We start from the raw sequence: 12149 nt of genomic DNA, 5'->3' as shown, positions 1-12149 counted from the left end.
GCGCCGGTCAGCCGAAGAGCTTCTCGTCGCACACCTGCCAGCCGACCTCCGACTCCAGCCGCAGGTCGAGCTGCAAGGTCTGACCGTTCCGGCCGGTCAGTTCGATGGTCACCGAGGCGCTGCTGCCGGCCTCGTCGGTGAAGGCGGCCCGGCCCATGGTGTGCGCCACGGGCCGGCCGAAGCGTTCCACCGCCGAGGTGAACGCCGCCAGATCGGTCCGCGCCCTGATCTCCTCGCACAGGGATTTGTGGGCGGCGGCGTCGTCGTTGCTCTCCAGCCGACCGACGAACTGGTCGGCCGCCGCCCGCGGCTCGTCCACGTCCGGTCCCGCGTACATCCACAGGAGAAAGCCGCCGACCGGCACGGCGAGCGCCGCCAGGCACCCGAAGATGATGGCGCCCGCGACGAACCATCCCGTGCGCGAGGCCCGGGGCGGTGGATCAACCGACGGAGGGTGCGGTGACAGGACTGGGCGCATGGCGAAAGGCTAGTCACGGCGGGTACCTGACCGACGACGGTACGGCCACGAATCGATCTCGCTGCCCGTGGTGCCCGCTCGTCAGCCGATCAGGCAGGTCTGCCGGTCGTGATCGTTGGCTGTTGAGCAGCGGCACGTACGGCGTGTCGTGTTGCTGAGCCGCCAACGATCAGGGGCGGCGGCGGTCGTGGCAAGCACGCACAGCGCGGCGGCGACGAGCAGGGGTGGACGTCCGCCCAGGTGGACGGCTCCCGAGCCGAGCGGGATCGCCAGGACGAGCGGCCCGAACATCGCGGTGCTGGCCGTCGCGGCGACCCGGCCGAGCAGCGCCGCAGGGGTGTGCGTCTGCACGGCGGTGACCGCCGCGACCAGGGTCCACGGCAGTCCGACGCCGACAGTCACCGCGCCCGCCACCGTGACCGGCCACCAGGGCAGACACCGGGCCAGACAACCCATCGCGAACAGCACCGTTCCGGCGACCGCGACGGCGACGGGACCCCGTCGGGTGAGGAGCCGGCCGACGACGATTCCACCCAGGATGGAGCCGGCGCCCTGGGCGCTGGCAAGCACCCCCAGGAAACTCGTTGGCAGGCGCAGTTCCGTGACGACGATCGCGTAGAGAGCGGCGGTCACGAAGCCGGACATGGCGATCGACACTCCGGCGAGCAGAATCGGGACGCGGATGGTCCGCTGTCCGGCCAGGACTGCCAGTCCGGCACGCAGCCCGGGCGCCCGCCTCGTCGGTCGACCGGATGGCGGCCGGTTCAGGCGGACCAGCAGGTAGAGGAGGGCGACCAGAATCGGCATCACCGCGCTCAGCACGGCTACCGCGTGCCCGCCCTGCCAGGCGTAGAGGCCCGCGCCGACCAGCGGCGCGACGAGCTTCATGCCCTCCTGGGCGCTGGAGCGCCACCCGTTGACATCGCCGAGTTCCGCTGCCGACAGCGCGGACGGCAGCAGCGCCGTCTCGCCCGCGTCGATGAGTACATAGCTGACGCCGTAGGCGCACGAGACGGCGAAGACGAGCCAGGTCTGCCCCGGCCCACGGACGGCGAGGAGCGAGAACAGGGCGGCGGCCAGCGCGAGGTTGACGGCGATCACCAGCGGTCGCCGGGACGCCCGGTCGAGTAGGCCGCCGAGCCACGGGCCGGCGAGGACCGGGGCGTACACGCAGAGCCCGGTGAGCGCGGCGACGGCGGTCGAGCCGGTGAGGTCGAGGACCCAGAGGCCGGCCACCAGCGACATGGCGCTGCTGCCGAACCCGGACAGCAGGGAGATCGCCACGAACAGGTAGGCGTTGCGCCGCATTCAACCCTCCAGGTTGAGCCGAGTTCACTCACATCCTGTTGGGTTGAGCCTCGATCGGGCAATGCGATCAGGGCGGTGTCAATGCACCATTGACAAGGAGGTCTCGATGGCGTCCGCCACCGTTCGCGCCGGCGGCGGCAGTCGGTCGCCCGCGTGGTCGAGGTCGGCGCGCAGATGCAGGGCCAGCGCGTAGAGCGACCCCGGGTCGGCGTCCAGAGCCGCGTCGACCGTGCTCCGCACGAGTGTCGCCCGACGGAAGCGCGAGTCCCACCGTCGGTCCGTCGCGATCCACCGCCCCAACTCGGCCACCGCGGCCCGCAGAGCCACGATCTGCGGCGACCAGCACCGGTCCAGGTCCTGCCGCCGCGCACGCCGCGCCACGGCCAGGCGCTGCCGACGCTGCTCGGCCGCCTGCCGACTGCCGAGGCCCAGTGCCGTCGCGATCTGCGCCCAGGTCGCGCCATCGTGGCGGGCCCGGTCGATCAGCTCGGCCTCCTGCTCATCCAGGCGGGTACGAGCGGCACGGACCTCAGCCAGACCGGTCAGCGGTGTCGTCACCGCGTCAACGTTACATTGACAAATCGACGTGGCGAGTACGGCGGCTCGGGGCCCGGCCTGCGGTCCCGACCGCACGGGCGACTGGCGGCCTGGCGTTCCCGACCGGACAGCTGCCTGTGCCACGGTTTCCCGGCGGGCCGGGGCGGCCCCCACTATCCGACGACGCTGTCGAGCTGCCCCATTTCTGGGACGGCCGAACGCTGTCGAGCTGCCCCACTTGCGGAACAACCGAACTGTGTCGAGCTGCCCCACTTCTGGGACGGCCGAACGCTGTCGAGCTGCCCCACTTGCGGAACAACCGAACGGTGTCGAGCTGCCCCACTTCTGGGACGGCCGAACGCTGTCGAGCTGCCCCACTTGCGGAACAACCGAACGGTGTCGAGCTGCCCCACTTGCGGTGCCAATTGGGGCTGTGGGACTGCCCCACTTCTGGGGCAGCTCGACAGGCAGCACGGACACCTACCTCCGTCGACCGGGGCCACCGCCGAGACCGCGCCACCGCCGAGACCGCGCCAGCGCGCGACCGGCCGTCAGCTGGCGGCGAGGTGTTCGCGGACGCTGCGGGGGCGCATGTCGGTCCAGGTGCGTGTGACGAAGTCCAAGCATTCCTGGCGGCTGCCGGCGCAGCCCGCGTCCCGCCACCCGTCCGGCGCCTCCCGGTGCCGGGGCCACAGGGCGTACTGCTCCTCGTCGTTGACCATCACGCGGTGTTCGTCAGCCATCAGGAGTTACCTTCCTCGTGTCGGGCCAGGTGCAGCTCGCGGGCGAGACTCTCGGGCGAGAGCGCCCTGATCTCCGCGAGCAGGTCGGTGAGGTCCCCGTCCGGTACGGCGGGAGCCGGCCGGGCCAGGTCCGCGACGGTACGCGCCAACGCGGCGGGGGTGGGTGACTCGAAGATCGCGGCGGGCGGTAGGTCGACGCCGAACGCGTCGCGCAGCCGCGCCACCACCCGGGTGCCGAGCAGCGAGTGGCCGCCCAGCTCGAAGAAGTCGTCGTCGGGGCCGATCTCGTCCACCCCGAGCAGGTCCACCCAGATCCGCCGCACCACCTCGTACGGCTCGTCGGTCGGCGCGACGGCAGTGTCCGGGATGGTCAATGGTGGGGAGGCGGTGACCGGCGCGCTCTCGTCGAGCGTGACCGGGCCGGGCCGGTACGCGTCGACCCAGTGCCGCTCGCGGGCGAACGGGTACGTGGGCAGGGGCACCCGCCGTCGTCCGGTGGGCCAGTCGACGGGCGCCCCGGCGAGCCAGAGCCGACCGACGGCCAGCGCGACCGCGTCGTCCTCCCCGGCCGGGGTGCGGTCGGCGGGCAGGCTGGTCAGCACCGTCGCTCCGCGGGCTGCCCCGTGCTGACGGACGAGGGTGGCCAGGGTGCGGCCCGGGCCGGCCTCCAGCAGCGCGTACCGCTCGCCCAGCAGCAGGTCGGCGGTGGCGGTGAAGTTGACCGGGCGGCGGAGCTGCCGCACCCAGTATTCGGGGTCGGTCGCCTCGTCGTCGGTGAGCCAGCGTCCGGTCACGTTCGACACGATCGGCAGGGCGGGCGGGCTGAGCGGAACCTCGCGCAGGTGTGCGGCGAAGCCGGCGAGGGCGGGCTCCATCATGGCGGAGTGGAACGCGTGCGAGGTACGCACCTCGCGGCACGCCACCCCGCGCCCCCGCAGGTCGGCGGCGAACGCGGCGACGGCGGCCGTCGTGCCGGAGACGGTGACGAGGCGCGGCGCGTTTGCGGCGGCCACCTCCACGTCGTCGGGCAGCAGCGCCGTGACCTCGTCGACGCCGAGCGCCACCGACAGCATCGAGCCGGGGGCCTGCGCCTGCATGAGCCGGCCGCGTACGGCGACAGTGGCGAGCGCGTCGGGCAGCGTGAAGACGCCGGCCAGGCAGGCGGCCACGTACTCGCCGAGGCTGTGTCCCGCCATCGCGACGGAACGTACGCCATGGTGCCGCAGCAGCTCGGCGAGGGCGTACTCGACGGCGAACAGGGCCGGCTGGGTGAGTCGGGTCTCGTCCAGCTCCGGTACGGCGGGGACCGGTTCGCCGGGTGGGCAGAGCAGCGTACGCAGGTCCACGTCGAGGTGCGGGCGCAGCAGCTCGGCGCAGCGGTCGAAGGCCGCCCGGTAGACCGGCTCCGCGCGGTACAGGGTGCGGCCCATCCCCGCGTACTGCGCGCCCTGGCCGGGAAAGAGCAGCGCCACACCGGCCGGCGTACCGGTGACGACGCCGGTGCGGACCACCGATGAGTCGCGGTCGGCGAGCCGGGCGGCGCCGGTGCGGGCGTCCGGGGCGACGGCGACCAGACGGTGGCCGAACGCCCGTCGCGTGTGGGCCAGGGTGTACGCGACGTCGGCCAGCGGCACGTCCGGGTTCGCCTCCAGGTGGGTGGCGAGCTGGGTACGGGCCTCATCGAGCCCGTCGGCGTTCCGGGCGGAGAGCACCAGCACGTACGCGGACCGCTCGTCGTCGGGGAACTGCCGCGCCGGTTCGGCGGCCTGGAGCACAACGTGGGCGTTGGTGCCCCCGATGCCGAAGGAGCTGACCGCCGCGCGGGGCGACCCGCCCAGGTCGGGCCAGGGCTGCGGCGCGGTGGGCACCCGGAACGGGCCGCCGGCCAGCTCGGGGTGCGGCTCGGTGCAGTACGGGCTGGGTGGCACCACCCGGTGGTGCAGCGCCAACGCGGCCTTGATCAGCCCGGTGACGCCGGCGGCGACGTCGAGGTGACCGACGATCGACTTGACCGAACCGAGCGCACACCGCCCGCCACCAGCGCCCCGACCCCCAGCGTCCCCACCCCCGGCCGCGCCCTGGAACGCCTCGGTCAGGGCACGTAGCTCGATCTGGTCGCCCAGCTCGGTGCCGGTGCCGTGCGCCTCGACGTAGCCGATGGTGGCGGGGTCGACCTCGGCCACCTCCTGGGCGGCCCGGATCGCGGCCACCTGACCGTCCACCCCGGGCGCGGTGAACCCGACCTTCACCCGGCCGTCGTTGTTGATGGCGGAGCCCCGGATGACGGCGTACACCGTGTCGCCGTCGTCGCGGGCGTCCGCCAGCCGGCGCAGGACGACCACGGCAGCGCCGTCGCCTCCCACGGTGCCGGTGGCGCGTACGTCGAAGGGCCGGCAGTACCCGTCGCGGGACATGATGCCGCCGACCTCGTGGCGGTAGCCGGTGCCGGTGGGCAGCAGGATGTGCGCCGCACCGGCGAGCGCGACGTCGCACTCGCGGGCGAGCAGCGCCTGCGCGGCGAGGTGTACGGCGACCAACGACGACGAGCACGCCGTCTGCACGGCTACGGCGGGTCCCCGCAGGTCCAGGTGGTACGCCACCCGGGTGGGCAGCGAGTCCTTGTCGTTGGCGAGCATCAGTTCGTACTCGGAGACCGAGTCGAGCCGCGGGTTACGGAACAGGTGGTGCAGGAGGTAGCCGCTGGCCGCCGCGGCGGCGTACACGCCGACCAGCCGGTCGGGGTCCCCGGCGAGGTGACCGGCGCGTTCCAGCGCGGTCCAGGCGATCTGGAGGAATAGCCGCTGCTGCGGATCGAGCAGCCGTGCGTCGCGGGGCGAGTAGCCGAAGAAGCCGGCGTCGAAGCGGTCGACGTCCGGCAGCGCGCCGTGCGCCGGCACGTGGTCAGGGTGCCGTCGCTCCTCTTCGCTCAACCCGTTGGCGGCCAACTCCGCGTCCGTGAACCGGGTGATGGTCTCCTGTCCGGCGAGGACCCGGCGCCACAGTTCGTCGACGTCGGCCGCGCCCGGAAAGCGGCCGGCCATCCCGACGATGGCGATCTCCAGTCCGGTCTCCTGGTCGCTCACGCTCGCCCCTCCCCCGCCGGCACCGGGCGGGCCCGGCGGGCCCGGTCGGCCAGCGCCTGCTTGCGTTCGTCTCGTCGTCGGCCACCGGTCGGCGGCATCGTGGGCGCGGACCCGCCGTCGAGGAAGCGGGCGAGCTGCGCGACGGTCGGGTAGCGGAACAGCTCCACCGCGGGAACCGGTCGGCCCAGCCGCTCGGCGAGTCGGGTCTGCACCCGTGCCAGCAGCAGAGACGTGCCCCCGAGGTCGAAGAAGTTGTCGTCCGCACCGACGTCGTCCAGCCCGAGAACCGCTCGCCAGGTGTCGGCGATGGCCCGTTCGACGGTCCCGTCGGGTGCCACGTACGCGGCGCCGAGATCGGCGCGGGCCACGGCGGGGGCCGGCAGGCGGGACGCGTCGAGCTTGCCGCTGGACGTGAACGGCAGGTCGGGCACCACCACGAAGGCGCTCGGCACGAGGTAGCGGGGCAGCCGCCGGAGCAGGCTCTGGCGTAGCTCGTCCACCGCCAACCCGTCGCCCACGAGGTAGCCGACGAGTCGTCGGCCACCGGGCGAGTCGGTCCGCACCACGGCGGCGGCCCGCCGTACGCCCGGGTGCTGCCGCAGGTGGGCTTCCACCTCACCCAGTTCGATCCGGAAACCGTTGATCTTGACTTGGTTGTCCGCCCGGCCGAGGAAGACGAGTTGTCCGTCGGCACGCCAGCGGACCAGGTCACCGGTGGCGTACATCCGCGCCCCCGGCGTCGGCGCGTACGGGTCGGGCAGGAAGCGTCCGGCCGTGAGCGCGGCGTCGCCGTGGTAGCCGCGGGCCACGCCGAGCCCGCCGAGATACAGCTCGCCGGGCACCCCGGGCGGCACCGGCCGCAGCTCGGTGTCGAGGACGTAGGCGCGTACCCCGGTCAACGGGCGGCCGATCGGCAGTTCAGCGTCGGTGGGCGCGCAGTGGGCGGCCGTGGCGGTGACGGTGGCCTCGGTGGGGCCGTACCCGTTGATCAGGAGCCGGCCGCGCGACCAGGCGGCGGCGACGTCCGGCGCGCACGGTTCGCCACCCACGGTGAGTATCCGCAGGTCGGGCAGCGCGGTGGGGTCCAACGCGTCGAGGACCACCGGCGGTAGATCGGCGACCGTGACGCGGTGCCGGATGAGCGCGGCGGCCAGGTCGGGGCCGGGCGTGCGCTCGTCCGGGCCGAGCAGGCGCAGGGTCGCGCCGACGGTGAGCGTGGTGACCACGTCGGACAGCGCGACGTCGAACCCGATCGAGTGGAACTGCAGGACCCGGTCGCCGGCCTGGACGCCGACCAGCCGGGCCTGCGCCTCGGCGAGGTTGGCCAGCCCCCGGTGGGTGCCGACGACGCCCTTGGGCAGCCCGGTCGAGCCGGACGTGTAGATCAGGTAGGCGGCGGCGTCCGGATGGACGACCGCCAGCGGCGCGGCGTCGTCATGCGGGGCGGCATCGTTCGGGGCGGCGTCGCGGAGGTGCAGCAGCGGCAGGTCGGTGGTGGGAAGCGCGAGCTGCGCGTCGGCGGTGGTGACCACCAGCGCGGCGGCCGAGTCGGCGAGCAGGTGCGCCAGCCGGGCCGCCGGTAGCTGCGGGTCCAGGGGCAGATAGATCCCACCCGATCGGAGTACGGCGAGGAAGGTGACCACCCAGTCGGGGCCGGTGGGCAGGCAGACGCCGACGGTCGTCTCGGCCCGCACACCCCGGGCGGCGAGGGTCCGGGCCAGGCGGTCGGCCCGGGCGTCCAGGTCCCGGTAGGTGACAACCTGATCGCGGTACGCCACGGCCACCGCATCCGGGTTCGTCCTCGCCTGCCGGGCGACCAGTTCGCCCAGGGCCGGCTGCTCGGGGGACGCGGGCGCGGTGGCGGCCCAGCGGTCGACCAGGTCCCGACCGGCGGCCGGGTCGAGCAGCGGCAGCCGGTCCACCGGTGTGTCCGGGGCGGCGAGCGCGGCCATGAGCAGGGTGTCGAACTGGTCGGCGAGCGCGCGGGCGGTGGACTCGTCGAAGAGTCGTGTCCGGTACTCGATCCGCCCGTCGATGCGGCCCTCGTGCACGACGACGGTCAGCGTCAGGTCGAACATGGACGTGCCGGTGTGCGTCTCGCCGCTGGCCAGTACGGTCACGCCGGGCAGCGTCAGCCGCTCTTCCCAGCCGTCCTCGACGGCGAACATGACCTGGGCCAGCGGATGACGGCCGGGATCGCGGACCGGGCGCAGTTCCTGCACCAGGGCGTCGAAGGGCACCGGATCGGTCAGCGCGGTCAGCGCCGAGTCGCGGAGCCGATCCAGCAGCGCGGCGAACGTCAGTCCACCGTCGACCCGACTGCGCAGCACCAGGGTGTTGACGAAGAAGCCCACGGCGGTCTCGCTGTCGAGCGTCTGCCGATTCGCCACCGGGGTGGCGATGAGCAGGTCCGGTTGCTGGCTGCGCCGGTGCAGCAACGCCGCCCAGGCCGCCGCGAAGATCATGTACGGGGTCGCGCCGGTGCGGCGTTGCGCCTCGGCGACCCGGTCGGCCAACGCGGAAGGCCAGGAGAACTCGATCTCGTGGCCGGCGTCCTCCAGCTCCACCGGACGGGGCCGGTCGGTGGGCAGGTCGAGGCCGGGCGGCGCGCCGGCCAGCGCGTCACGCCACCAGTCGAGCCGCCGGGCCAGCTCGGTCGGGCCGAGCAGCCGGTCCTGGGCCAGCGCCGCCGGCACGTCCCGGGGAACCGTCGGCAACGCCACGGGACGGCCCTCCCGCAGGGCCGTGTACGCCGCCGACAACTCCTCGAAGAGCAGACCCATGCTCCAGCCGTCGCAGACCACGTGGTGCAGGCTCAGCAGCAGCGAGAAGTCATCCGGGCCGGTGCGGCACAGGGTGGCGCGCACCAGTGGGCCCCGGGCCAGGTCGAACGGGCGTACCGCCTCGGCGGCGGCGTACCCGTCGATCCGCTCCGGCGCGACGTCCACCACCGTGAGCGGCAGACCGGTCGGCGGCAGGACCATCTGGTACGACTGGCCGTCCAGCGGCACGAAGACGGTGCGCAGCGCCTCGTGCCGCGCCACGATCTCGTCGAGCGCGCCGCGCAACGCGGCCACGTCCAGGTCACCACGCAGGTCCACCCGGTACGGCACGTGGTAGGCGGGGCTGTCCGGTCGGAGCTGGGCCAGCAGGAGCATCCACTCCTGGGCGGCGGTGAGCGGGTGGATGCCGTACCGGTCGCCGTCCGCGCGGATCGCCGCGAGGAACGTCCGCCGCCGCTCGGGTGGCAGGGCGTCCACGCGCTGGCGCAACTGCTCGGGGGTGAGCGCGCCGATCATCGGGCGGCACCCTGTTCGAGCTGGTCGAGCAGGCCCGCGAGATCGGCGGGCGGTGTCCCGCCCAGCACGACCGGCGCGACCGGTTCGGCAGACCCGGCGGGTGTGCCAGCGATCTCGTCCAGCGCGGCGGCCAGCCCGGCGACCGTCGGGTGGTCGAAGATCAGTCGCAACGGCACCTCCGCGCCGATCGCGGCGGCGAGCCGGGAGCGGACCCGGGTCGCCTTCAGGGACCGTCCACCCAGGTCGAAGAAGTCGTCGGCACGTCGGCGCACCGGCACGCCGAGGACGTCCTGCCAGATCTCGGTCACCGCCCGCTCGGTGGGCGTACGAGGAGCGTCGTCGTCGGCTGCCGCAGTGGCGTCGGGGACGGGCAGCGCCGCGACGTCCACCTTGCCGTTGCGGTTGAGCGGCAGCCGGGGCAGCACCACGAACACGGCCGGCACCAGGTGGTCGGGCAGTTGCTCGCGGGCGCGTTCCCGGATCGCCTCGACGCCCACTCCCTCGTCGGGCACGACGTACGCGACCAGCCGGGTGTCACCGGCGGCGTCGCGGTCGGCGCGCACGATCACGTCGCGGGCCAGCCCGCCGCGGCGCAGCGCCTCGGTCACCTCGCCCGGCTCGACCCGGTACCCGCGGATCTTCACCTGGTGGTCGGACCGGCCGACGAACTCGATCAACCCGTCCGGGCGCTGCCGGACCACGTCCCCGGTGCGGTAGAGCCGGCCCCCGGCGCGGGGCCCGAACGGATCGGGCACGAACGCCTCGGCCGTCGCGTCGGGGCGGCCCAGGTAGCCACGGGCGACGCCGTCCCCGCCGATGAACAGCTCGCCGAGCACGCCGGGCGGCACCGGTCGCAGGAGCCGGTCCAGCACGTACACCCGGGTGTTGGCGACCGGGCCACCGATCGGCACGACCGGGTCCGCGGCGGTGAGCCGGGCGCAGTCGTACGTGGTGCTGTAGGTGGTCGCCTCGGTCGGGCCGTACCCGTTGACGAGCGTCGTGTCCGGGCACGCGGCCCGGAGCCGGTCCACGGCGGTCCGGTCGGCCTGTTCGCCACCGAAGGTCAGGTAGCGCAGCGCGGCCAGGGCGTCCGGCGCCTCGGTCGCCACCTGCCGGGCCACGGAGGTGGCCAGGAACATCATCGTCACGCCGGTGTCGCGCAGCCGGGCGCGGAGCCGGTCCGGCACGATCACGTCGTTGATGTCCAGGTCCGCGAGGCAGGCGCCGTTGAGCAGCGCGCCCCAGACCTCCAGCGTGGCCGCGTCGAACGACATCGTGGCGGCCTGCCCCATCACGTCGTCGGGGCGTACGTCGATGAAGGTGGTGTCGCGGACCAGCCGGACGATGTTGCGATGGGTGACGCCGGTGCCCTTGGGGCGGCCGGTCGACCCCGACGTGTACATGACGTACGCGAGTTGGTCGGGGTGGACCGTCACCGCCGGGGGCTGGGCCGGGCCGTCGTCGGTCGGCAGCCGGTCCAGGGCGATCCGGGGTGTGCCGTCGTCGGGAAGCCGGTCGGCCAGCGCGGCGGCGTGCAGGATGACGCCCGGCGCGGCGTCCTGGCACATCAGCGCCAGCCGCTCCGGCGGGTAACCCGGGTCCAGCGGCAGGTACGCGGCCCCCACCTTGAGCGTCGCCAGGGCGGCGACCACCCAGGTCGTGGTGTCGGCGAGGCAGATCCCGACGATCGTCTCCGCGCCGATGCCGAGCCGGAGCAGACGCCCGGCCAGGTGGTTGGCGCGCCGGTCCACCTCGCGGTAGTCCAGGGTCTGGTCGTCGTCGCGCAGAGCGGGCGCGTCCGGGGTCCGCCGGGCCCACTCGGCGAACAGCGCGGGCACCGACGACTCGCGCGGATAGGCGGTGTCGGTGGCGTTCCAGTCAGACAACACCCGCCGTTCCGTCGCCGGGTCGAGCAGCGGCAGGTCGGACAGCCGCGCCCCGGGGCGTTCCCGCGCCCGGTCGAGCAGGACGGCAAGGGCCGCCGCGATCGATGCGACGTGCGGGTGCCCGCCCATGGTGGCCGTCGGCCGTCCGTCGGCGTCGTCGATCAGCAGCCGCAACACACCACGATTACCGGCCGGCAGTTGATCGGAGCCAATGGATACCACCGGCCGATAGTCGAGAGGATTTTCGGGCAATTCCGTGTCATGCGCCCGGGCTTCGCGTAGCGCCGTTCGGACCAGGTCCCGCAGCTCGGTCCAGGTGGGATCCTCGGGCAGCCGAACCCGGACCGGCAGCCAGCGTCCGGCGTCGGTCGGGGTAGCCGGTGTCGCGGCGAGCAGATCCCGAGCACCGACCCAGCGGTGCAGCAGCGCGAACAGGCCAGCCAACACGCTGACCTGCGGGTCGACCTCCTCGCTCAGCTCAACTCGGGCGTCGCCGGGCGGGTCTGCCGTCGGCGTGAAGGGCAGGTCCGGCGGGTCCGGGAGGGCGGCGAGCTGCTGCTCCCAGAAGGCGGAAAGGGCAGGAAGAATTGTCTGTTCGGTCATCGGATCTCAGCTCCGATCGGCGGGTGACACGCAATGACCGAGAGCATGGCCCGCGCCCGTGCCAGTTGCTTGTACGGACCGTTCGGGTGCCGTTGCGGCGACCTGAGGGAAACCTGAGCGCGGCTTTATGCCGATAGCGCATTGCAGTCAGTAAGTACACCGACTCTTTTGGTTATGGCGATGCCGCTCGATGAAGGCAATGATCGTGCCGG

The 12149-nt window shown here is 73.5% G+C and carries 7 protein-coding genes; all 7 read right to left on the bottom strand.

Annotation, left to right across the window (positions count from 1 at the left end; all coding sequences use genetic code 11):
* Positions 1 to 7: 7 nt before the first annotated feature.
* Positions 8 to 478, bottom strand: coding sequence for a hypothetical protein (locus ACIA3K_RS21810; RefSeq protein ID WP_396803272.1), 471 nt, complete (start codon positions 476 to 478; stop codon positions 8 to 10).
* A gap of 81 nt (positions 479 to 559) precedes the next feature.
* Complete coding sequence (locus tag ACIA3K_RS21805) at positions 560 to 1786, bottom strand: MFS transporter (RefSeq protein WP_396803270.1); 1227 nt, start codon at positions 1784 to 1786, stop codon at positions 560 to 562.
* Between the two features lie 78 nt (positions 1787 to 1864).
* Positions 1865 to 2344, bottom strand: a complete 480-nt coding sequence (locus tag ACIA3K_RS21800; RefSeq protein WP_396803269.1) for a hypothetical protein — start codon at positions 2342 to 2344, stop codon at positions 1865 to 1867.
* A 530-nt stretch (positions 2345 to 2874) separates the two neighbouring features.
* Complete coding sequence (locus tag ACIA3K_RS21795; protein WP_396803268.1) at positions 2875 to 3066, bottom strand: MbtH family protein; 192 nt, start codon at positions 3064 to 3066, stop codon at positions 2875 to 2877.
* Positions 3066 to 6149 carry a type I polyketide synthase gene (locus ACIA3K_RS21790; RefSeq protein WP_396803266.1) on the bottom strand — a complete coding sequence of 1028 codons (3084 nt, stop codon included), beginning with the start codon at positions 6147 to 6149 and terminating at the stop codon, positions 3066 to 3068. Before ACIA3K_RS21790 ends, ACIA3K_RS21795 begins: the two co-directional genes overlap by 1 nt.
* Positions 6146 to 9448 carry an amino acid adenylation domain-containing protein gene (locus tag ACIA3K_RS21785; RefSeq protein WP_396803265.1) on the bottom strand — a complete coding sequence of 1101 codons (3303 nt, stop codon included), beginning with the start codon at positions 9446 to 9448 and terminating at the stop codon, positions 6146 to 6148. The genes ACIA3K_RS21790 and ACIA3K_RS21785 overlap by 4 nt, the downstream gene beginning before the upstream one ends.
* Entirely contained in the window at positions 9445 to 11937 is a 2493-nt protein-coding gene (locus tag ACIA3K_RS21780) for an amino acid adenylation domain-containing protein (RefSeq protein ID WP_396803264.1), read from the bottom strand. Before ACIA3K_RS21780 ends, ACIA3K_RS21785 begins: the two co-directional genes overlap by 4 nt.
* Positions 11938 to 12149: the final 212 nt, after the last annotated feature.

The sequence above is a fragment of the Micromonospora sp. NPDC051543 genome, from assembly GCF_044454415.1.
In the GTDB taxonomy this organism is placed as follows: domain Bacteria; phylum Actinomycetota; class Actinomycetes; order Mycobacteriales; family Micromonosporaceae; genus Micromonospora.
The sequence above is the reverse complement of the archived record's forward strand: the minus strand, read 5'-3'. Positions and strand labels throughout refer to the sequence as shown.

Bases quoted from the DNA above. Each gene is read 5' to 3' on its own strand.
- ACIA3K_RS21785 (WP_396803265.1), bottom strand. From the start codon at position 9,448: ATGATCGGCGCGCTCACCCCCGAGCAGTTGCGCCAGCGCGTGGACGCC.
- ACIA3K_RS21810 (WP_396803272.1), bottom strand. From the start codon at position 478: ATGCGCCCAGTCCTGTCACCGCACCCTCCGTCGGTTGATCCACCGCCC.
- ACIA3K_RS21795 (WP_396803268.1), bottom strand. From the start codon at position 3,066: ATGGCTGACGAACACCGCGTGATGGTCAACGACGAGGAGCAGTACGCC.
- ACIA3K_RS21780 (WP_396803264.1), bottom strand. From the start codon at position 11,937: ATGACCGAACAGACAATTCTTCCTGCCCTTTCCGCCTTCTGGGAGCAG.
- ACIA3K_RS21805 (WP_396803270.1), bottom strand. From the start codon at position 1,786: ATGCGGCGCAACGCCTACCTGTTCGTGGCGATCTCCCTGCTGTCCGGG.